1 protein-coding gene (cut by both window edges) is annotated in these 24,427 nt (G+C 67.5%); it reads right to left on the bottom strand.

This entire window lies inside a single protein-coding gene on the bottom strand: locus ON34_RS03970, encoding an MFS transporter. The 81,561-nt coding sequence extends 39,327 nt beyond the window's left edge and 17,807 nt beyond its right edge, so the window shows coding positions 17,808-42,234 — codons 5,936 (partial) to 14,078 (complete); the first complete codon in reading order (the gene reads right to left) occupies positions 24,424-24,426. The start codon and the stop codon both lie outside this window.

Genomic DNA, 24,427 nt, shown 5'->3' with positions numbered 1-24,427 from the left:
GAACGGATGGTCACTTACGCCGATCCGCCGAAGCACATTCCGCATTCGGTGCTGGCTCGGCGCCGAGAACAGGCGCATCTCGTAACCGATGAGATACCGAAGCAGGCCCGCCGAATCGCCATCCGCCGGATAGCCGCTCGGCAATTCCGCAGGTCTCTTCACCTTCGCCAGCTGTTCACGCAGGGTGATGAGCGAGGCCACGACTTCGTCTCGCATCAGCGGGCGCTCCGACTCCGCCAGCGGATAGCCGGGCAGCCGCTGCATGATGTAGGTCGACGCGCCGAATGCGGTGTCCTGTGCCTGCAGGAGATACAGCAGCCGTGGCACCCGGTCGACTCCGTCGCCCATCGCTGTCAGCACCGCAGAGTAATGGTCGCGCCATATCCGCAGCTCGGATCGGGAGCGGCCGCCCCGCCGGTCATGGGCAACCCAGAAACCGTCGCCGACGGGCACACCCCGGCGGTGCCTGCCCTCGACGCGGCCGATCTCGGCGCTATCGGCCAAAGCCACCAGCTGCCGCATCTCATCGCTGCTCAGCCCAGTCTTGTCGACCGGTACCTCACGGGTCAGATGTGCGTAGCGGCTGGCCGCAAACCTCGTGGTCGAAAGCAAAACCTCGGACGGACCGGTCATCACCTTGTCCGCACTGGTATCGCCGAAGTATCGGGTCCGCACTATGAAGCTGAACGACCGGTTGGCCCATCCTTCGCTGTGATCCGCCAATGCGGTTTCCTGTATTTCCCCCACCCAGTCGGTGATCGCGGACCGCGCTCGAGCCTGCTGCGCGAGCATCGTCCGACCGGAGTCCAGAACCGTGAACCGCACTGTCTTGTTCCACCACGGCTCGGCGGTCACCTCCGCCGTGACCACCACTTTGCTGGATCGGCTGCTCTTCAGCGCGTGCTGTACGGCCAAGCGCAGCACCTTGCGGGCTCCCGCACGCTTGGGCGCCGGCCAGTTCTTCATGGAGAATTCGAGCAGCTCCACCGCGTGGTCTGCCGCATAGTCGGCATACTCGTCGAAGCCGTCGTCATCCAACCCCAGCGCCTGTGCCTGCTGTTGTCGCCGCTGTAGTTCACCCGCAATGTGGTCGTCGCGCAGAACCAGCGTCTTGAACTCCGGTCGCGTCATACCGACCGACCGCCGCCCACGCTGTACCGCGAGGGCCGCGTTTTCGACAAGCTCCGCGCACCCCAGCACCGGCAGTCCCCAGGTCTCCCGCGCCGAGGTGTAGCTGGCCATATATGTGGTGTCGCGGCGCGGATCGTTTTCCCGGGAGGCGTCGTGAATCACCCGCTGGATATCCAGGAACTTGCGGAAGATCGCCATGTTCCGCCCGCCGATCGAGGTCGGGACGTAACCGGCGGTGCCGCGGTGATCCACGATCGTCCAGTCGAACGACGGCGGACCCAAAAGTCCCAGCTCCCAATCCAATACCGCGGTGAGGTTGCCCTCGTCGTCGATCAGAACATTCTGCGGGATGAGATCGCCGTGCAGCAGCTCGAAGTCCTCGTTCTCCAGCTGGTCGGCCAGTTCCAGGATCTCGGCGTACGGATTCTCCGGAATCTGCAACGCGTCGAACACATCGGCCATACCGCCGTCACCTTCGCGGAGCGTCTGGTAGATGCGCATCTGCTCGGCGACCAGATACCGGAGGAACCCGGCAGTGTCCCCGCTCTCCGGATAGCCCTCCGGCATGTGCCGCCGCAGCAGCTCTTCCGGAATCCTTTTCAGTTGGCTGCGCAGCTTCTCGAAACCGGCGAGGATCTTGTCCCGATGCCGGTAGAACTCCTCCTGGGTCGGGACATGGCCTTCCATCTTCCCCATGATGAGCACCGGAGTGGACGAATCCGACACCCAGCCACCGGGCAGCCGCACCCCATCCAGCACCTGGAACACCGGTGGAACCAGCTCGACGCCATACTTCTTCATCGTCTCCAGCAGCCAATGTTCCTGGAACTGCTTGGGATCCACGCCTTCGGACGGCTTCTTCAGCCGCGCCATCAGGCCGAGTTCGTCGATGAAATAGTTGTGGTTGTAGAAGCCCTCCTGGCGATCGTCCAGATCGAAGCACAGCTCGATCACCTCGAGCCCTGCGGCCTTGGACATCTTCCGCCCGGATTTTCCGCCCAGCGGCCGATACTCCCGCGCATGCAGCACACCCAGCTCGCGCCGCGGCATCTCCCGATCACGCAGACTCGATTGTTCTGGGGTGTCGGCGCCCTCCGGTGAGGTGGGGCCGGCCTCCTCCGCCCTATCCGCGCCTGTTCCGGAGCGGTCGTCGTCCGGGTTCGATTCGCCGGTGCCGCGATCCCGCCCGAAGAACCGGTCGCCGGGCAGCGGCGACTTCGGGTCGCCCAGGTTCGGCACAACCTTGCCGTTCTCGACCACCACCGCCCACACCTGAGTCGGCTCCGGACGATCCGGATCCGCGGCCCAGGTCTCGAAGTCGATGTCCGGCAGGCCCGGCCGCACCACCACCACTCGGCCGCCGCCGCGGTGCACCAGCAGCACCGCATGGCCCATACCGGTCTCGTCGTACACCTCGAACATCGCCGCCGCCGCACCGGGATCGCGGCCGGCCAGCTGGGCGACCACAGCGGCCCGGTCCGAGAACTCCGTCGGCTCGGCAGGCAGCGCCGCGTTGATCCGGCCACCCGAGGTGCCCTCCGGTCCCGGCTCGCCCAGCGCTACCCAGTCCACCAGCTGCGTCTTGGTGACCTCTTCCAGACCGGCCAGGGTCACCTGCGCGCAGTCGTTGCGGTGGCCGGGGTCTTCGTGCGACAGCCACCCCGGACGCCAGTACACAGCGGAACCCTCGGCCCGCCCGGGCGGGGCGGCGTCGGCCGACACGAACCCGACTGTGCCGTCGGTCGGAGTCAGCTTCTGCCAGGTGAAGCCGGTGGGGAAGTTTCCGGCCAGTCCCTTCCCTTGGAAGACTTTCCCAGCCCAACCCGTAGAGCCACCGAGACCGGCCCCGATGGCACCACCCACCGCGCCAGCGATCGCCGAAGGCGAGATACCGCCTGATGAGATACCGTCGCCGACCGCCGGTGTCACTGGCTCCGGCGGCGGCGTCACCAACGGGATCGTTTGCAGCAACTTCTCGAGGAGCTGCTGTTCCAGCTCGACGAGCTCGCGCTGGAGTTGCGGCAACTCAGGATCCAGACCCAGCAGATCCTTCACGTCGATACCGCTGCGGCTCGCCGATTCGCCGAGCCGCTTGCGTATCGTGTCGCGCTTCTTCTGCGTCTCGCGCAGCCGCTGTGCGAGATCGTCGAGCTTGTCGCGCTGGGTTCGCAAACGGTGCAGCCGCTCCTGCCACCGGGCCAACCGCGTGGTGGCGCCCGCCAGCTGCCCAGCCGCTCGGTCGTCACGGCGCGAGCGCTGCAGAGCAGCAAGCCGATTCGCCGCCTCTCGCTGCCGCGAATGCGCTTCTACCAGAGCGTCTTCCAACCTGTCGAGCACGATGCCCTGGACCACGGCATGTCCATCGGCGTCGACGAACGCAGACGCGAAGCGCCGGACCACATCGAGTTCGACCAATTCGTGGACGACGTCGATCGCGTCCGAGCCGCCCAGCCCCGGCTCCAGCTGCCCCGCGATTTCCGCGACCCGAGCCGGAGTCAGATCCTGCTCCGTGACGTCGCTGAGCAACCCAGCCAGCCGCTCAGCCAGTGCGTCCCGCCGGTCCTTCAACTGGTTCAGCTGTTCAGGGCCCACGCCGTCCAGGAACAGCCCGAATCGGGGGCCGAGCCGAGCGAGCACCGCGCGGTACGCATCCCGCCGGTTCGTTGTCGCCAGCCGCAGTGCAACCAGCTCTGCCCCCAGCCCGATCCTGTTGTCGGGCAGGTTTTCCGGCGCAGGCCGGGCCGAGACCACGTCCGCCAGACCGGTATCCAGCCGGTCTTCGAGTTCATGCAGCCGGGACGCCTGCGCGTCGATCTCGCCGAGCACATCGATCAGGCTGCGCAGCCGCTCGAATTCCTCTGCCAGCGGCTCTATTTCCAGCACCCGGACAAGATCGCTGCCGAGCAGCCGTGCGACCTGTTCGACGGTCGGTGCATCCAGATCCACCCCGGGCAGAGCGTCGGCCAACTGCATCCCGGCCGTCGCAAACCGGTCACGCAACACCTGCTCGGCATTTTCGCTCGGTCGCAATTCCCCAGGCTGCCAACCATATTCGGGAGCGCCGAGAACCTGCTGCGGCCACAGCGGCTGGTCCTGCACCTCATGCCGCTCGGCCGCCAGTCGACCCAGCCGAGCGGCGTCCGCCGCCAGCGACCGGAACTCCTCGGCGCGCTCACCATCTCGATACGCCTCGAACAGGAACGCTTCCAACCTGTCGACCTGCCCGATCCGACGGGAGAGGCGATCGGCCTCCTCGAACAACTTCATCTGTTCGTACAGATCGGTGAACAACCGCTCGATCGGCTGCACTATCGCCGCGGGGAGACCCATCGCCTGCAGCTTCGCAAGCTCCCGTCGCACTGTGGCCTCATCGGTCAATGTCCCGGATGGCAATCCGCACAGGCCCTCCAACGCCCGCACCAGGGTGAAGTGAGTCAGCGACAAACTGACCTCAGCAAGCGCCCCTGGGACCAGGTCCTCTTTGCGGAAATCGTGTCGGATCAGCAGTTGCGCATGTACCTGCTCCAGCCGCATTTCGGCGGCGCGCCGCAACGCGACCAGCGCCGCAGGCAGCAGTCCGTCAGCCGGCTCGTCCCCATCCTCCGGCGGTGGCGACGGCGGGCCGTCCCCGTCTCCCCCCTGGTCACCTGCGCCGCGCCCGCCGGACTCGACGGAGCTACCGGTGTCACCATCGATGCGCCCGTCCACGTTTCGCGTCGAGGCATCCGCACCGGTCGACTCGCCGCCCTCGGCCGCGTCGGGCGAGTCCAGCTGCACGACCGTGCCGTACCGGTCGATCACGATCAGCTCGCGCAACCCCACGATCGGCCTGCGGCTCAACTCCCGCGCCAGCTCCTGCGGGCCGACGCCGGCTTCGACCAGATCCACCACGATCCGGTCGGCCGGCTTGCCTGCCACCGTGTGCTCGAGCCAGGAACGCAGCGCGCGCAGCCCGGACACCCGCGGCGCGACATGCGCGAATTCCCTGCCATCGACCCGCAAGTCGAGTCTTTGTTCGACCCGGAAACCGGTCTGGGCCAACAATGTCGCCGAGGCGTGCTGGGATCGGGCCAGATCATCGGCCAGGCCGACCGGGAACCCGACCGGTGCGGTGCGCGCCCCGACCAGCACACCCCTGATGCGTCCCTTCGGCCTCGAATGGGCGATGATCTCGGCCCGGTCGCGACCCTCGACGAACCGCTTCTTCGAGCTGGGATTCTTCTCGGCAACGATCCCGAGTACCCGTCCCACGCCGACGTCGTGCCACTTCGCCAGCCACTGCTGCACTCGCACGTCGCCGATCCAGTGCTCGACCTTCCCGGCAACCCTCTCGAAGACCTCGATCTGGCCGTCGGCACGCATCTGCACACCGAACGCATGCCCGCCCGCATCGCCGAATTCCATCACACCGGCCACCGCTTTGCGGGTGCTCAGGTCCGCCGGGTCGTAGTTGCGGACCAACCGCAACACCGCGAGCAGCCCGTCGACCCCGACTCCGAAGCCACCCTCTTCCCACTCGAGCCCGACCCCGCGCGCGATCGCATCCTCGTAAACGCCCTGCTGGTCGATCTGCGGCGAATCGGCCAACCCCGGCCCCCGCTGCGCGCCGATCTCGTCCTGGAAGTCGTTGATGAACCCGACCATCGCAGGCGCACAGTTGAACGGTCCTTCCCGCAACACCTCCGGGAGGATGAAAGCGGTTGTCTCGCTTGCTATTTCGTGCGCATTCGGCTCCCCGGCACGGGGGCCGGGGAACCCGGACATGGCCGGGTGCGACGCAACCGGGGCGCCGTCATTCCGACCAAAGTGCCAGCTCCGCACATCGCCGTCACTGCCTTCGATCGCGACGTCGAGTCCGCGATTCTCCTGGGGACCGGCGAGTATCACTGTCAGCTCACTGTCGATGCCGGACAGTGCCAGGCGCAACGCCTCGACAATGCGCGTAGACCGCGGCCAGCCGACCACCAGTCCGGATATCAGTCGCGACGCGATGTCGGCCCGCCGTGGATCATCCTGGCGCAGCGGCATTTCCACGCTCACCGCAGCGTCCGGGCCGGCGCCGACCCGGACGGTCAGCACCGGTCCGTTCCGATCGACGACCGGGATACGGGCAACCTCGCCGACCACTTCCACGTCGCCGATCCGGGCGCCGGGGAGGTTGAGCGCGCCGTCCACCAGCCGGAGCACCGCATCCCGGGGGGCGGCGTCCAGATCTTCCACCGCATCCACCACCGCCTGCAGCCAGCCGGTGTCGGACTGCTGGGAGTCCGCCAAAGTGGCGGCTAGCTCGGCGTAGAGTCCGCGCAGCCGCACATCGTGGTCGCGGAACCCGTCGAGGAATGCGACGAGCCGCCGCAGCTCCTGGAACCGAGTGGTGAGTTCGGCTTTCGCGCTGTCGGCACGGGCCTGGGACCGCAATGCTTCCCGACGCTGTATCCAGGCCGCGCGCTCCTGCTCGTCTTTCGGCGGATCTTGGGAATCCAGCGCGTATTCGACAATCACCTGATGCAGTTCTGGGGTCGGCGCCCATTGCTCCAGATCGGCGTCACTCAGTGGCATCGGGTCGGTGCCCAGCAGTGCAGCCAAGTCCCAGCGGGCTTTCTCGCACTTGGCCCGCAGCCGCGCCTCGAGGTCCCCGCCGGTGATCGTCTGCCCGGGAACCAAACCGTGCTCGGACAGGATCGCCGTGACCGGGCGGTCACGCACCGGCTCGGGCAGCCGGGCCCGGGTCTCGAGGGCCAGCACCGCCGCGGCGGCGTCGTCGGCCCGGGCGACGGCGGCGGCTATCCGGCGGAACTCCGCGACCGTGCACGTTCCCTGCCGCAGTCGCCGGTAGGTGTCGCGCAACCGATGCTCCAGCGCGGCCAGCTGTCGTGCCTGCCGTTCGTGCCGCTCGGCCTCCTCGAGCCGGATCAGCAACTCGTACGGCTGGTCGAGCGCCTCCGGCACCTGCTCGCCCGCGGCGCGCCGCTCGGCGACCAGCTGTTGCATCTGTTCCGCGGAGACCATGTCCTGCGGGCGGACTCCCATGTCCGCCAACGCTTCCCGCGCTCGCTGCTGCTCCGCCAGCAACCGGGCCCGCGCCGTGGACTCCGGCCGCAGCAGTCGCGCCAGCACCGGGTCGGCATGCAGCTGTCGCAACGCGAGTTCGCTGTGGTGGCGCAACCGGACCGACGCCGGGCCCGCATCGGTCAACTCCTGTCCGGTCGCCGTGCGCACCATGGCGTCGGTGAGAATCGCGGTGACCGTGCCCCGGGCGGCCGCGTCGAGGCCGCGCAGCCGAGGAAGATGCACTTCGGCGGTCGCGGTGGCATCCACGCCGATCCCGACCCGGACGGTCAACAGCTCACCGGCCCGGTCCAAGACCCGGATCCGGCGGATCCCGCCGACCACCTCCACCTTTCCGAGCCACGCGCCCGGGAAGTTCAGCGCATCGTCGAGCACCCGGAGGGTTTCGTCCCGGGTGCTCGCGCCGACATCGTCGAGCGCATCCAGCACCGCCTGCATGCGGGCCTGTTCGGTAGCTTGCGCCGCGGTATCCCGATCGCTCCCAGACTGGTGCACGGCATTGCCGCCCGATATCGGCATCGCCGCACCAGGAGCGAAGACAAGGCCCCGTCGAAGTTGAGAGAAACGTGCGGTCTGGGGGGAGCCGGGCCTGCGGACCGACCCATTGGGCGCTTCAACCCCGACGCGACCGTCACGCGACCCGTCGATATCTCGCTGGCCATTCTCCGACGGCGGGCTGGAAGCCGATCCCGTACCGGCTCCGCTGAGCTTCGGCGACGACGACCGTTCGAAGGGACCGGGGCCGGGCGCATCGACATCGTCTCTGTCGAAATACATCGCCAGGTCACCCTGGGTGCTTTCCACAGTGACATCCAGCTGCCGCCGGGACAGTTCCATAGTGAACACACCGTCGGCGCCGATCAACTGAACGTGCGGCAGCCCGAGCTTCTCGCCCGCAGCGGAGGTCCGTTTCAGGACGGTACTGAAAACCTGAGCGGCATCCTCGTGGTTCCAGCCGGACAACAACTTCGACAGCAGCACCCGCGCCATCGGCACCCGGTGCGCCCGGTCGCGGCGCAGGTACGTTTGCACGATCACCACACCGTCGACCACCCTGACATCCACCAGGCGGCTGCCGTCCGCTTCCCGGACCTGGATGCGATGGCCACCTTCGATGCGTTCCACCGGCCACAGCCGGGTTCCGGTGCGTCCCAGAGTATCGGTGAGCATCGCAACGATCGCGCCACGAGTGTCGGTAGCAAGATCCGGCAGCTGATCCACTGCTTCCAGGACCTGGACCATCGGGTCTACCGGCGGTGGCGTCACCGGGTGGGCCAAGGCATCCAGGCGGCGGGCTTCGGCGTCCTTTTCCGACAGTGCTTCGACAGCACGGACGATCGGGTCGACCGCGATGAACCGTTCGCACAACACGGCCAACCGGTCGGCGAACAGCAGGCGCTCTTGGTCATCCGGCAGTCGTCGCAGTTGTCGCTCCAGTTGCGCCTGCCCCAACAGGTTGTCCACCTGTTCCGGGGTCAACTGGTGATTTTCGATGCCCAGGAACGCCACCAGCTCGTCACGCGCGTCATCACGCTGCCGCGTCAGCTGCCGCATCAGCGGCGTGCCGGGACGCACCTGGGCCGGATCCAGCGACCATTCGGCGGCGAGCTGATCACAGGCAGCCTGCTGTCGCTCGCGACTCTCATAGGCGTCGAACGTCTCGGCCAGCAACCGGACCCGTGAATACAGCCGGTGGAAGGCATCCAGTCGTTCCACCGAATCACGACTCTGTGGATCTCTCTTGCGGCGCAAGACCTCCAACCGAACCGAAGTCGGTCTCAGTTCGATCAGGTCCTCATCGGAGAACTCCGACAGGGCATCGCGTGCCTGCTTTTGGCGTTCCCACGTCTGTTGGCCCTCCTGCTCCAGTGCGTCCAGGCGGGCTGCGACATCGATCTCGGTCCACGATGCCACGGGCTCTTCCGGTTCGACCCCGTGGGCGTCGGCCCATACCTGGTGGTAGAACTCGGCGTATGTCTTCCCGGCCAAGCGTGGGCCGATGTGTTCCATGAGCGGTCGCACCGCAGCGACACCTGCGGCCCTGGCGAGCTCAATTTCGGCTTCGCTCGGCTCACGTCCCCGAACAGCCTCGATGACATGCCGATATGCCGTTGTATAGGCAAGTTCCACCGCGTCGGGTGGATCCGTGTCGAGTTCTGCTTCGCGCAGCTGCCGCATCGCCTCGGCCCGCCCCGCTTGTGCGTCCGCTTCCGCGTCGAGCCTCTTCGGGACCCAGTCCGCAGGCGTCTTCGATGTCATCAGCTCCCGGACCGCAGTGCCGTCGCCCCGCGAGAGCTCCTGTTCAACGTGGACGGCCCCGGCAACCATCGCTGCCGCCAGCTCGGCGTCGGAACCTCCGACATCGAGTACCAGAACCTTTCGCGCCGGGTACAGCCGGTCGTCGGAATTCGGCTCCAACAGGATGTGAATATCGTTGTCGCGCAGTATCCGAGCCGCCCGTTGACCGATCGGGATCTGGTCCAGGAGCTGCCACACTCGGTTCAACCGCTGTTCCGCAGCCCGTTCGGCCAAGTTGAGCCACGGCACATCAGGCAGTTTTTGTCCGAGTTGCGGCTGCGGGTCCCGTACCCCCTCGAACCACACCATGCCGTCGATTTCAGTGCCGACGGCCAGGTACTCGACATCCAGATAAGGGAGACCGGCCAGCTCTGGATGCGCGGCGATCGCCTCGTCGCGGAATCGGAGGTGATCGACGCCTTCTGTTGCGACAACCAGGCGCGGCCGGTTTCCACCGATCACCGCGACATGGTCGTTCAGCATCATGCCCGGTCCGTCCTGCAACACATTCTGCAGAACATCACGGCAGGCCAGCGTATCGAGCTCCGCGCTGATCGCATCCGCATCCTTCGCGGCCTGCGCATGCCACGCGACGAGGTCGCGCCGCTGCAGCGCGGCATGCGCACGGCGGCGAGCATCGGCTTCCGACACCGGCTCGAGCGATGCGGCGCGGTGCCGTTCCGCCTCCCGGGCGATAAGGCTGTCCAACAGGGTGAAATCCCGATCAGCGGCGGCTCTCGCCAAGGCCAACCGCTGAAGTTCTGCCGCTGTCTCCGGCGTGCTCGGGGTGTGGATATTCAACTGCTCTGCGCGCTGTCGTTCACCGAGCCAAACCGCGCGAGCCGTATTCCGGTAGTAACTCGGTTCGCCGATCTTCTCGGGCGCATCGACACTCTGTTCCAGAGCACGAACACCGGCTTTGTAACCTATTTCTGCCAGTTCCGTCCGAGTGAGATCCGGATCGGACTTCCGCGCCTCGGCTGCCGCCGTGTCGGAAGCTTCCGTAAATACCTGCTCCTCGACTGTGACCGGAACATCATATCCACATGCGCGCAAGGCAATACCAAATAGGACCTCTCTAGCGGATGCCCTGGCTTCCAAATACATATACCGGTGGACGAATTCACCACGAGTCATCGTTACCGGGTTGTGTCCGAGTCCGCCGACGTGGTCCACAGCATGCTGGTTCTCATGGATCAGAGTGATCACTTGAATCAGAAGATCCATACCGCGTGTGGCGACGAAATTCGTCAGTTCAGGATGCGAATAACCTCCGTAGTCACCCGGCGCCAATTTCGACACATGTTTGACCTTGACCATCGCCAACAGCTGATCGGCCCAACCCCCACCGACCTCGCCGATCAGCGACCGCGCCATGTCCGCCGTCGTGTCTTGCACCAACCCCACCCGGAAGTCGGGGTTCGGGCCGCCGGTCCCGGGGCCGGGGAAGTGGAGGGGTTTGGCGTCGGGATCGAAGGCAACCGCCCAGATGCCCTTCAGGAGCGCCACTTGTCCAATGGACATGGCATCCCGGAAGGGGCCGGACAGGCCCTTGCCTTCGTCTTCGATCTCGACGTCGCCGTTGCGCCACACCAACCGGTAGGCATGCCCGGAGACTCCGTCTTCGTTGCTCATGAGGTAGCCGTCGAAGACGACAACCGACATCTCCTCGACCGGGAGATTCTTGTGCTGCCTCTCGGCAACCAGGGCCCGGAAGGCCTTGACGAGCCTGCTGTGTGGCTTGCCGTTGAAGTCGATCGGGAAATGCCGGATATGCAGTGGGCTGCCGTTCGCGTGCTCGACAACGTCCGTCACCAGCATTCCGGCCAGGCTGACGTCCTCTGCGTCGGGCACAACCACATTCCGGTTGCGCTTGCGCAGCTGCTGCAGCACCAATCGTCCACACTGGTTGTCCGCATGACCGGTTCGAGGCCGGGGCAGCGGCGGTGTCCGGTCGGGAATGGCCAGCGCCTCTTCCTCCGCCGAGATCCGGCCCGACCGACCGCGGCCCCGAGCCACCTCGTCCGGCATCGCCGTCGCCTGGTGCGGCGCGGATGCCTCGGGCACGGACCGGCCGACGCCGCCTGCCCGGGCGGAACCGCGGCGGCGTCGCCGCCGGGTGCGGCTGCTGCGTTCGCCGGTACCCGCCCCAGCCGTGCTCCGCTGCTCGGCGGCGTTCGCTTCCGCTACCGGGCCGCTGTCGCGACCTGCTTCGACGGAGACTTCCGTGCTGCCGGTGGAGCCCGCGACATCAGTGCCCGGCGGGAGCGAGTCCAGCTGCGGGGCGGCCCGGCGGGCGACACCGTAGACACGCCAGCGGCCCTGCGCGTCGGTGAAGGAACGGGTGGTGACCCAGCGCAGGTCGTCGTGCACTTCGAGCTGCTGCTCGCTGCTGTTCCAGCGGACCCGGGTGCCCTCGGGGACCCGCAGGCGCAGCAGTGGCTGCCGGTCGAGCCGGTGCGACGGCTCCTGGGTGATCTCCCAGGCGATGCTGTTCGCGTCCACGATCGGTGCGTCGTCGAGTGCCTGGACGCGGACCGGGTCTATACCTGCGGGTAACGGGCCGACCAGCAGCAGGGCACTCGGCATCGCTGTGCTCTCGCCTACGGGGACGTCGAGCACGCGGCCGGCGTAGTTGTAGGCGATCTGCTCGTGGCTGAAAGTTACGGTGCCCTTGGCAATTTCGGCATCCGCCACGGCCTGTTTGGCCGTGCGGGACAGGCCCGCGAAGGTCTCCCCGGACACTTCCAGCGGGCCGCGGTCGCCCAGTATGGTCCTCAGCCGTTCTATTTCCCCGCCCCACAACAGGTTCGCCTGGGTGTCGACCAGCTGCCGGTGGTAGTACACGAATTCGTAGCACGCGCGTTCCAGCGCACCGACCGGCGGTTCGAGCCCCTCGGGCAGGGCGCGCGCCCGCTCCCACACCGGCCAGACCTGGGTCTCGGTCAACGTCTGCGCGGTCGCCCCGGCCAGCCCCGACACCAACTCGGCATCCGCCGCACCGGCCGCGGCGATCTCCTGGGCCAGGGACACCAGGCGCTCTGCCGCGGCTTCACGCTCCGCCCCGCCAGGCAAATCGGACCGGTGCAGTTCCTGGCCCGGGATATCGGCGGCACGCAGGAACACGGCGTCGTACTCGGCGAGGACGCGGTCCAGTTTCCGTGCGGTTTCGTCCGCGTCGGCGCGGTCGGCGACGTCGATCAGTTCGGTCAGCTTCCGCACCCGGTGCGCGGCGTCGGCCAAGGCGATGAGATGCGTGTCCCCGGTCAGCTCGCCGAGCCGACGCAGCGGGTGCTCGTAGTCGGACGAATAATTACCGTCCGGGACGACACCGATCAGCTGAGCCAGGGTCGCATCCCAGATCTCCTGCAAGTCCTGGTACTCGTCACGCCAGGTGCCCAAGTCGAGGTTCCGGGACACCGACTGCAGCGCATTCGTGACCGAACCCGTTCGAAGGCTCGACGCGAGCCAAATGGGCAGATCGCTCGGCTGCAGCCTGGCGGCCGCGATCTGCCACCCATCCTCGTTCAGGTGCGACAACAGGGAGTCGACGAGGCCGAAGACATCGCGCACCAGGTTCGGCCAGCGCAGGTGCGCCGGGTCGATCTCCAATAGCCGGGCCAGCTCCGCACGGGCCTCGGCCAAGTGCTCGACCGCCTGCTCCCACGGCACGCCGAGCTCGGCTGCCAAGGCGTCCCGGCTACCGCGCAGCCGTTGTGCCACTTCCTCTTTCGTCGGCTGCTGCTGGCTTTGCGTCGCGGATCTCGAGTCCGGTAGCCCTGGCAGGCCAGCTTCCTTTCCGGGCTCGGACGGGCGTGCTCCGATGTCCTCGGCCGGGCCAAGAGCGGCGGTCTCCTCGGTCAGCTCCACTTCCGGCTTGCCGAATTCGTCGAAGACGATCGCGCGCACGTCCTGTACCCCGTCGGCGGCCGCACGGGTCCAGCGGTCTACTGCGTCGTCGCCGATCACCCAGCCGTATTCGTTCGCGCCCGGGTAGCCGGGGTCGAATACCACGGTGTCGCCCAACCGTGCGTCGGCCAGTTCCTCCCCATGCTCCACCTTCAGATCGAGGGTGACCTGGAGCACCGCGAACGCGTGCTGACCGATGATGCGATCCGCGCTGCCGATGCTCATCGTCCCGGCGACGGCCATCTTCCCGTTGCCGCCCTCGGACTTCTTGCGTACCTCGCGTACCGCGGCGGCCAGCCCGGATATTCCTCGACCGATCGGATGTTCGGCCCATCCCGCCACAAGGCGGGTTGCGAAGTCTGTTCCCGTCATCCCGTTGATCTGGATGTCGGTGTCGTGCTCCGATGCCGGGGACATCCGATCGCCCTTGGGACCCAAGGTCGTCTTTACCCGCTGCTGTACCAGCGCACCGCAGATGGGCGCGCCGTTCAGCACATGTCGCACCCAAGAGGTGTCCGGAATGGCAGCGGCGGCGGGCGCGGGAGAATCCGTTCGCTCGACGGTCAGACGGGGGCCGGTGGCTTCGAGGCCCGGGTAGCCGAAGTCCCGCAACCGCTCCACCACGCTGTACACATGGGTGCGGCCATCCTCGTCGACGAACGTCCGGGTCCGGGCGATGTTCAGCTTCCGTTGCAGCACGAGCACGCGTTGCTGGGGATCCCAGTACACCGCAGTGCCTTTCGGCACCCGGATGTACTGAAGGTCGGACTCGCCGAGCCGATCCGACGGTGTCTCGGTGATCTCGGCTGCGATGAACCCGTCATGCGTGCGCCAGCCCCGCGGGCCTTCCGCGTAGCCGGGAAGCAGTTTCGTTACCACCATGATGTCGCGCTCGAGCTGCCGCATCCCCGGCACCAGGGTGTCGGTGTGCAGCAGAGCATCAGTGGTCAAAATGGCTGCGACGAGCGGATGGTTGGGTGCGCGCTCGTCCGACGGCAAGCGTAGGAAGGCGTTCATGGCCTCGAGCTGACCGTGTAGGCCGAATGCGCCGCCTCCAGGTGACCACGGCAGCCGATCCTGATCCGCAGGCGTGAGCGAACGGCCCCACTGACGATCGGCGTGGACATAAGCCGCGTCGTCGCTTGCGAATTGCAGTATGCCCGCGGATATTTCATCTCGGGCAATGACGTGCTTGGTGGCAGTGGACAGTTGGTCGAACACCCGCGGGTGCACCGCATTCGGACCGTGCTGCGCCAATTCCGCACGCAGCCGCCGTATCTCGGAATTCAGGCTTTCCCGTACGCCGTCGGCTCGGGCCTGTTCGCGTGCCCTGACCACCTGGTCCAGCTCGCGTGCCAGCGCCCCCGCCGCTTCCCGATCAGGCCGGTGACCGATCACGCGGCGCTGCGCAAGGCCGTGCGGCTGACGGCCGTGCAGCGGGATCTCCGGGTCGCGGGGGCCGTCGAAGACGATCGCATCCACGTCGCCGACGCCGACACCCGCGGTCTCGGCCCAGGCGTCCACCGCGTCGGTGCCGATGATCCACCCGTCGAGCGCGCCGTCGTAGGCGTTGTCGAAGACCACGACCTCGCCGATACGCACCCGGTCCCGCAGCACCGGGTTTTCGTCGATCAGTTTCCGCGTCATCCGCACCACAGCGAAGGCGTGGTCACCGAACGGGCCGAGGTTCATCACGCCCGCGATCGCATGTTTGCCGCCCCGGACCTCTGCCATTGCCGCGGCCAGACCCGCCGCGCCGACGCCGAGCGGTTCAGCCCGGAAATCGGCGTCCAAACCGGCCGCGAAGGTCAGATCCGACATGCCCTGGGCCCGGATGACCGCATCATCGACGGACGCCGGGCGCATTCGGGCAGCGACATTGTCGCTCATCGCCGCGCGGATCACCGCTTGGACCAACGGGCCGCAGATCTTGGGCCCGGCGCCCGCCAGGTGCGCTGCCGCGGTGGGCGGGCGTTCGTAGTCGGCCAGGTCGGCGGAGAGGGCGTCGCTGACCACCCTGCTGACCGACGCCGGCTGTGCGGCGTCGGTCAGCAGGGTGGTCAGTTCCTGGTCGAGCCGATCGGCGTCCACCGCGGCGGCGTGGAAAGCCTCGGCGGCAGCGATCCTCTTGCCGAACTGAACGTACGCATCGGCCAAGAGGTGGGTGTGTGGTGGCAGCGCCTGCTCACGCAGCAGCTCACGCACTCGGTCGGCGTTCAGGTTCTGCTCCGAAATACCGAGGTCGCGGCGGACCTCGGGGCTGAGTTCGGCCAGCAGGCCTTGGCGTGCGGTCTCCTGATGCGTACGCAGTCGGGTGAGTACTGCCGCGGCGCTGTCCACGTCGTCCGACACCCGGCGCAGGTCGGCCGCGCGCTCGAGTTCCCCGTGGCGGGCGGCCAATGCCTCCCGGGCCTGCAATCGCTGTTCGGCCTTCTGATCCAGCTCATCCGCTTGCCGGTCGAGCCGCTCCTCCAGCTCGGCCATCGCCCAGTGGGTTTCGGCGATATCCCGCAACCGGCCCAGGCCCCGGTGCCTGCGGGTCGGGTCGAACCCGGTCCGACCGGGACCGGTCGGCTCGGCATCGGCATGCAGGCGGCGCAATGCCTCCAGGTCGGCCACCGTCCGCGGCAGGGCGGTGTCCTCGCGGAACCAGGTCAGGTGCTCGCGGCGCACGGCATCGAACTGATCCGCGAGCACGGCACGCTGAGCGGCGACCTGGCGGCGCCGGGTGGACAGTGCCTCGATGGCGTGCAGTCGGCGGCGCGCGACGAGGAATGTGTCGACATCCCGCAACAGCGCGTCCACCTGGTTTCGGCGCTGAACCGTCTCGCGGTCGGATCCGTCGAGTTGCCTGCTCAGGTCGGCCAGCTGATCCCGCATCCGCTGCGGGTCACTCGGGTCGATACCCAGCTCGGCGGCCCGGCGCGCCAGGCCGGGCTGCAACGTGCTGAGCTGGTCGGCGTCCTCATCCCGGAGCCGGGCCAGCGCGGGCCCCGCCGCGACCGGGACGGGCTGTTTCGCATCGGACCGCCGCTCCACCTGGGCCAGGATCGCGGTGATCTCCGTTCTCGCATAAGCGATCCGGGCCCAGCGGTCGTCTTGCGCATCGGCCACCTCGCCCAGTTGGCGGAGCAGCTCGAACTGCTTGGCCAACGAGAATCGCAGCGACACAGTGACTTCGTCCACGCCGCTGGATGACTGCGCCGGGTCCGGAGTCAGCTCGGCCAGCTCATCCGGGGACAATTGCTCCGGGTCGAGGCCGCCGAGCGCGGTCTGCAACTGGTCTCCCACCTCGGTGCGCCGGTGTCGCCACCGCTCGACGATCTCAGCCGGCTGCTGGGCCGCCAGCTCGTTGCCGCCGTGCTGGGTCAACCGAATCGGCTCGCCGCGCACGTGTCCGGGCTGCGGAGGGGGGGCGTCCTGCAGCTGTTGCAGCTCGCGCTGCATCTGTTCGAGCCGGTCGGCCTGCTCGACTGCCAACCGGACGACACCTTCACGGGTCAGGCCGTATTCCTGGGCGAAATATCGTCGGAACAGCAGGTCTTCCAGCAGGTCGACCTGCGCCAGACGTTTCCCGTACGCGGTGATCGCGTCGAGCTCACGCTGCATGCCATCGAAGAACGCGTGCTTCTTCGCCACCGCGGCCAACGCCGCCGGCGTGTCCGGGTTCGCAAGCAAGTCGGCGAGCCACCGCGCCTCCAGCCCGAACGGTGGCATTTCTATCCCTGGGTAGTTGTTCAGCTCCGCTTGCGCCGCGCGGTACAAGTCTGTCCATTCCGCCCGCTCCGGCGAATCCGCGACCGGTATCTTCGTCGCGTCGAAGTCCGGGCGGAGATAGCCGCTGCCTTCCTCCTGAATCCGGTAGGCCAGGGCCTGCACCATGTCCCGGTACTCGGGGGCGAGCCGGCGCCGAACCCGGTTCAGTTTCTCGACCGGTTCGGCGAGCTGCGACGGCGCAACGGGGACATCCGGTGCGACGGATGGAAGCGCGAGCGACGGCCGGTTGTCCTGCGACGGATCCGACAGCCAGCCCTCGGAAGCCCATTCCCCGGTCCGGAACCCGTGGTCGGCCACCGCCTCGTCGGCCAACGCCGCACGCACGAACTCCTCCGCGCCGTCGACGGCGATCACCCGGATCACCGGCCGGCCCGGCGCCTGCGGGTTGCCGGCCAACTGGCGGCGGGCTTCGCCGAGGCTCGCGAGGTCGGCAGCCAACCGCCGCGGGTCGGTGCCGTGCCAGGTCACCACTGCCTGAGCCGCGACCCGATTGGCCCGCAGCTCATAGTTGTCGACCGCGCTACCAATGCCCGCCTGTAGTGCCTCCGGGGTCGGTTCCTGCGCGGACACGAAAACCGTGATCTCCATGGCGGTTTCGGTGTCGTTGATCGCGACGGCGGCGCGGTCCGATGGGTCCGCGTCCGACAGCGGCAGGGCGAGCGGTTGCAGGACGAGTTGCGTCGGTTTCATCCACCGCGTTGCTTTGGCCAGGGTGTCCACCCAGGCTTCCAGGCCCGGCAACTGTTCGCCATCTTGTTCCGGGATGCCGAAGTCGGCCAATTCCCGGTGCAGCCGCTGCAGGCTCACCTGCATCTGCAGCACGCGCAGCACGGCTGCGCCGCGGTGCGACCCCACGATGCCGTCCACCGCCGCGACCAGTTCCGGCCGGGCATTGGCGAAACGCCGCCGCTCTGTTTCGCTCCAGTCCGCCCACTGCCGGGCTACTTCGCGCAGCGGGCGGTCGACGATCAGCCGCTCCTGTTCCCGCGCCTGCTCCGGCGACAATTCGTCGGTTTCGCCGAGCCCGCCGAACAACTCCCGTTCGGCCGCGAACAGGTCCGACTCTTCGGCTTGGACACTGTGGATGCCTTCGGCCGCCAACCGGTCCTCGGCGAGTGCGGCTTGCACCACCGCGGCACCGTCGTCCGCACCGACCAACTCGACCCGTCGCAGATCGGTGTCCTGATCCGGATTCTCTGCCCGCCACACCGCATTCCCGGCCACGACCCGCCGCGCCACGTCGTCGCCGTCGGCGCGCGCCAGATCCACGGTGTGCGGGGCGCGGCCGTGTTCTGCCGTATCCGGGTCCAGACGCAACACCGCTAGCTTCGACACCGGGGCATCACGCTGACGTTCGGCGTCGAAACGCTTCATGGACGCCACCGCGGTAGCTTCCAGTTCACCATAACGCCGAGCCGTTCTCGGCACGTCAACGATCAGGTCGTTCGCGTGCTCCGCCCCGTACCCGAGCACCGCCCGCCCCCGCGTGCGGGCATCCGATGGCCGTGGGAACGACAACAGCGATACCGACGGGTTCCCGGCCAACTGTTCGGCTCGGCGCTCGGCCTGCTGTACCGCGTCGTGGACCCGCCCGAGTTCGCTGGTCTCATCAGCTCGGCCTTCCTCGGCGGCCAAGTCCGACAGCCGCGCCAGCTCCGCCCGGTTCACCTCGTCGCGCACCTGCCACGGAATACCCTCCGCCTCACCGACGACATCCGGGTGCAGCATCCGCAGCGCCCGCTTCTCGTCGTCGCTGCTTTCCCGCCACAGCCTGTGGTTGACCAGCGCCTTTTCCCGCGCGTCGGCGAGGTCTCCGCTCCCGAGCATGTCCGACGCGTGATCCAGCCCGGCTCGGTCCAGCACTTGGCGCACCAGGACTTCCGCCCGCGGGACCGGACCGGCCGCGGGCGAGTCCGCGACCAGGTCCGGCGGCGCACCGATCGCGCCTCGAATTCCAACGCTCGGACGCTCGGCGAATTCGACTAACGGGTCGAAGTTTTCGTCGAGTTCGATCCCCTGGATCACTGCGTCGCGGCCGGCGACCCGCACCGCCCAGGCGGCGATCGCCTCGTCACCGACGATCCACCCACCATTGCGGCGGGCAACCGGGTCGGCATTGTCGAACACCACGACTTGGCCGATATGCCCACCCAGCCACTCGGGATTCGCCGCAGCCAGCTCCGGTGTCACCCGCATAATCCCCGTGGCGTGTGCACCGATCTCGCCGTGGTCGGCCACCATGGCAACCGCGCCTCGACCACCGGTACGCACCGCGTTCCACGCCGCCATCACCCCGGCCACACCCCGACCGAACGGCTGCTCCCGCCACCCGGCTCGCCGCCCGGCGGGCAGGTGGGCCGCCAACTCCACATCGGACATGCCTGCCATCGCAAGCTGCTGGTCCACTGGGATCGGCTCGATGACTTCGGCTTTCCGATCCCCGACCAGCTGCTCGAACCGCAGCTGCACCTCGCCACCACAGATCTTGTTGTCACCCTCGGCCAGGTGCTGCGCGGCCCGCAGATGCGACACCACCGCGCTGTTGTCGAGCTCGGTCTGCGGCCGCTGATACGGCGCAATCTCCACCGGCTGCCTGTCCTCGGTCTCGCTGCCCCACTTCACCAGCAGCTCGGCGACCGCCTCCGGTGACAAGCCGTGTGTCATCGCATGCGCAATCCGGGACGGATGCGACAACGGCAGCGAGTGGTTCAGGAACCCATCGACTGCTCCCTCCGCGAGAGCCTCCCCCGGGTTGAGGAAGTGGTTGGCCGGCCGCAACGCGACCACGGCCTTCTCGATCAATGTCGCGATCCGGCCCAACCAACGCTTTTCCGGGGCAGCGGGGTTCACCCCTGGTTTGAACGAGTATCCCGAAAGCTGCTGGACCCATTTCCGATAACTCAGATCCGGGGCGATCAGGCCGTCTCTACGGTAGATCCGATAGGCCGTTTTCAACGCCGCGGGAAGGTCGTTGCGTAACCTGCGGCCACTGGCGTCGTCCACTACATGGATGAATTCGTGGAAAACGACGTGGTATATCGAGTTCGTCGCAAATGCGGCATACATATCGTCCACACCGGAAGTACGCCCACGCTCTCGCGCTTCGCGCCATTTCTCATCGGACAGCTCCGGATCGGTCAGCAATATTCTCTTGATTGCGATGCTGGAATAACTTCCGACATTGCCGGATGAAGTCTCTCCCCGGCGCGACGCCAAAGCGGGGTGTTCCATCTCAGCAACAATATTTATCTCGCGCAGCTGGAACCGGGTGCCGTATTCGGCGATCCGATCGCGCAGTGCGCGATCGACGGACTGGAGCGCGCGCAACTGGATTTCGTCATCGTCCCAGCCGTAAACCCGGATGTGGAAGTCGTCGAAGAGCGCATCGACGATGCGGGCCTTCTCCTCTCGCTCGCTCAGCGGCTGCCGCGGCTGATTCCAACCATCCAAGGCCGATCGTGGATACTGCGGCCCGGTCCGCACCGGCTCGGCATGGAACGTCGCCCACACCTCTCCCCACGGTTCGATGCCACTTTCGAAACCGACGCCGCTTTCGATGCTGTTGCGGGTGAACGATTTCAGCAGGGCACGGGTCGGCGCGCCGACATCGTTGCTGCCGTGCCCCGGCACAACCAAGCCGTCGTCGATTACCCCGCCCCGGGCTTCGAGGCATTCGACGGAGATATTCAGCGTCCGGTGACCGCGCGGTCCGGTCGCGGTCTTGACAAGGATTTTCACCGGTGGCACGAGGGGTTCCGCCACCCCGGACCGCTGCACCTGCAGCCGATAACGGTCCAGATAGTCGAAAGCGTCGTGCCCGGCGTTGCGCACCAACTTGCGGGCGGACTCGACCTGGTCCTGGGGCCATCCGTGCTGTCGCAGCAGCTCACCCAGCCGCGCGGCACCCGCGCTCAAGCCGTCGCGCAGTCCGAGGCCGAGCGATAGCTCCAGTTCGAGTTCCCGCTCGCCCCGATACGCCTGTTCCATAACCTGATCGGCTATGAGACCGAGAACCTTCTCCGCCGGGTCGGCGACCATTGCCGGCGGGTCCAACACCGCCACCGGCGCACCGATCGCCCCCGCCAGACCGATGCTCGGGCGTTCTTCCAATGCGACCACGGGGTTAAGGTTGTCGTCGAATTCGATGCCCTTGATCGAGGCGTTTCCGCCAGCGGTCACCCGCTCTCTCCAGGCAGCGATCGCCTCGTCGCCGACGATCCAGCCGCCGTTGCGGCGGGCTTGCGGGTCGGCGTTGTCGAACACCGCCACGTCGCCAACCCGCAGGTTCGAGTTGGCGTCGGCCAACGCCTGGTTGACCCGCATCACGCCAAAGGCGTGCGCGCCGATCCTGCCGTAGTCGATCACGCCCGCGACCGCGCCCCGGCGGCCGTCGCGCACCGCGTCCACCGCCGCCTTCAACCCGGCGACGCCACGGCCGAACGGGCGCTCCCGCCACCCGGCGGCCAAGCCGTCGGCGAAGGTTCCGGCGGTCATCCCGTCCAGCTTCAGCTGAGCGGTCAGCGGGACCGGATCGATCCGGGATCCCTTGTCGCGCAATAGCTGCTTGAACACGACCTGCACTTCGCGGCCACAGACCTTGTCGTGCCCATCTGCCGGGTCCAGGTGCGTCGCGGGCGGAGGCGGGGGCGTCGGTGCACCTACCAACTCCGCGAAACCCGCTCCGAGCTGGATGTTCTGGACGGTCGCTTCGGCCTCGAACTGGTCCAGCTCGGGCGGAGCCGATGCCGGATCGGAATCGGTGACCGCTCCGTCGGCCTCGGACACCGTCAGCCCCACGAAGTTCTCGCGAGTGCGGACCCAGACGGTCAGGGTCCGGTTTCCCCGCTCACCCGATACCGACACGTGCGCCTGCCCCGAAGTCTCGGTGGCGGCGAGGAGGAAGTGCCGATCGACCGCCTCCATCGCGACCGCGGCCGCCTGCGGCGGCGTAACCCAGTCCCGGGTCAATCGCCGGATCGACTGCTCCAACGCGGTGACGCGCTCCGGTCGACGGGCGCTGAGTCGTGTGGACACCTCCACCGCCGGCGGTTCGGAGGCCACCAGCCGCACGCTCGCCTCGGCAATATCGGTACTGGCGCGCAGATCCACCAGATGTACGGTGTGCCCGGATTCGTTGCGTTCGGTCCGTACTTCGTCGGCAGGGCGCAGATCACCGGCGGTGGCATCCAGCACCGCATCGGTTGCGGCCGCCGCCACCGCCCGAGTGTCGGCGTCGACGTCGGTGAGCCCGGCGAGCAGGGCACGGGTCCCGTGGAAGTCGGCGGCCGTCGCCTCGGACGGAGCCTCATGATCCGGGCCCGGCTTGAAGATGCCGAACCAGATCACTTTGCGGTACGGATCCTGCTCACCCGGGGCAAGCGGATGTCCACCGATCCGATCCACTGACTCGCGGACGACGAGCCGGCCCCGGTTCCGGTCTGTCCTCCGGTCCTCACCTGCCTGGGCAGCGGGTGCCGGGGCGTCATTCGCGTCCGAGTCTTCGTCTGCCGCCGAGAGATCGAAGCCTGCCAGGAACGCATCGTCATCGGCGTCGAGGTCTGCGTCTTCGTCGGCACCTAGGCTGGCAAGCAACGCGTCGATGATGTCGTCTCGGTCGGCGTCCTCGGCCATCGCGGCGAGCTGGTTCTGCTCCGGCGATTTCATCCCGGCCGGCAACGGCGGCGGGAATTTGGTGCTGACGTCGAGGGCTTCCACCAACACTCGTCCGGGCCACCTGGTATTCCCCGGTATGTCGATGACGGTAGCCCGGATCAAGACCGGACCTTCGGTGTGGTTCAACGCATTTCCGCCCCATTCGGACACGGCTCGACGGGCGTCCTCGATCAGGTCCTGCGGCCAGCCGCGTTGTTCCAGCAGCTCCACCAGCCAACGCCGAACCTTCGCGACGTCGGCTTCCCGCGCGTCGGGACCAACTCCGACGAGTAGTTGAGCGCGATGGCGACGAGGCGCATTCTGTCCGGCGGAGGGCCGTTCGAAGAATTCGAACCGGAACGTGTCACCGTCGGCAGTGGAGTCGAGCTGCCAATGTTCCGCTGTCTCGGCCAACGCCCTGGTCGCCGCCACCGTCGACTCGTCGGACAACTGAGCGCCCGTGACGAGGACGTCTACTTGCACTTCCCGGCCACCCGGACTCCCCTGCACCCGCGGCAGAACCGTCACCTGCGCCTCGGGGGTGTCGGCGAACACTGCGTCCACCACCGATGCCAACAGCGTCACCGCATCCTGCGTGCGCTCCAGGTCGGTCCAGCCGTACCAGCGCATTTGGTCGGCGAACCCGTCGAGCACCTGTTCCCGATGCTGTTGCCATACCTCGCGGTCCAGTGCCTGCGGCGTGACCGCTTCGATCGCCAGCCGGGCCGCGGTCAGATTCTTCTCCCGCTCGGATGCAGGTAGGTCCTCGTCGACGGTCAGCCCCTCGAACGGGCGCATTTGCTCGGGCTCGGCCGTGGTTGCGGCGCCGCGCTGCTGCGCGAAGACCTTCTCGTGCACCCAGGATTCTTGAATCTGGGCGGCCACCAACTCGACCGCCGACGGCGCGAACAGGTCCACGCCCGCGTCGTGCGCTGCCTGCGCGGCCCGCAACGCGGCCCAGGCCTGCTCCAAGTTCACCCGCTGCCAATGTTCCGGCAGCTCCTCGAACGACAGGTTCGCGATGTCGACCTGCTCGTTCCGCGGGGTACCGCTAGGGACCGGCTTGCCGTCCGGCATTCGCCACTGCGGGGTGTAGCTATCTTCGGATTCCCGGAACAACTCCCGGTAGGCCTCGTGCATCTGGGCCGCCACCCGACGAGACACCTGGTCGAAGTGCGAGCTGAACCGACGGGTGGCGCCAGGCATGGGCTGTTCGATGTCGGTGCGTTCGCGTTCGACCCGATCGATGCCGCGCACCAGCGCGTACGGGTTCGTCAGCATCCGCACCTCGGTGACGAAGGCCTGGGTGGCCCGACGTTCCAGGATCGCCAGCTGTCGCACCGGCCATTTCGCCGCCGCGGCCACCATGCCCAGTTCCTGCTGGTGCAAGAACCGCCGCCGCAGTATCCACCGCTGTGCCGGGGGCAACTGGGCAAGCGCGGTCTGCAGCACCTCAGGTGCGACCCCGGTCAGCGGCCCGGCCGGCATCGGGGAGCCGGCCGGTTCGCGCGGCACCGCTGGTTGGCTCGCGAGCTGGATCTCGGTGCTGCGTGCACTTCGGACGAACGCCGCCCAAGTCCGCTCGGTGAAC

Origin of the sequence: Nocardia pneumoniae NBRC 100136 (genome assembly GCF_000308755.1) — a bacterium.
Classification (GTDB): Bacteria; Actinomycetota; Actinomycetes; order Mycobacteriales; family Mycobacteriaceae; genus Nocardia; species Nocardia pneumoniae.
The sequence above is the reverse complement of the archived record's forward strand: the minus strand, read 5'-3'. Positions and strand labels throughout refer to the sequence as shown.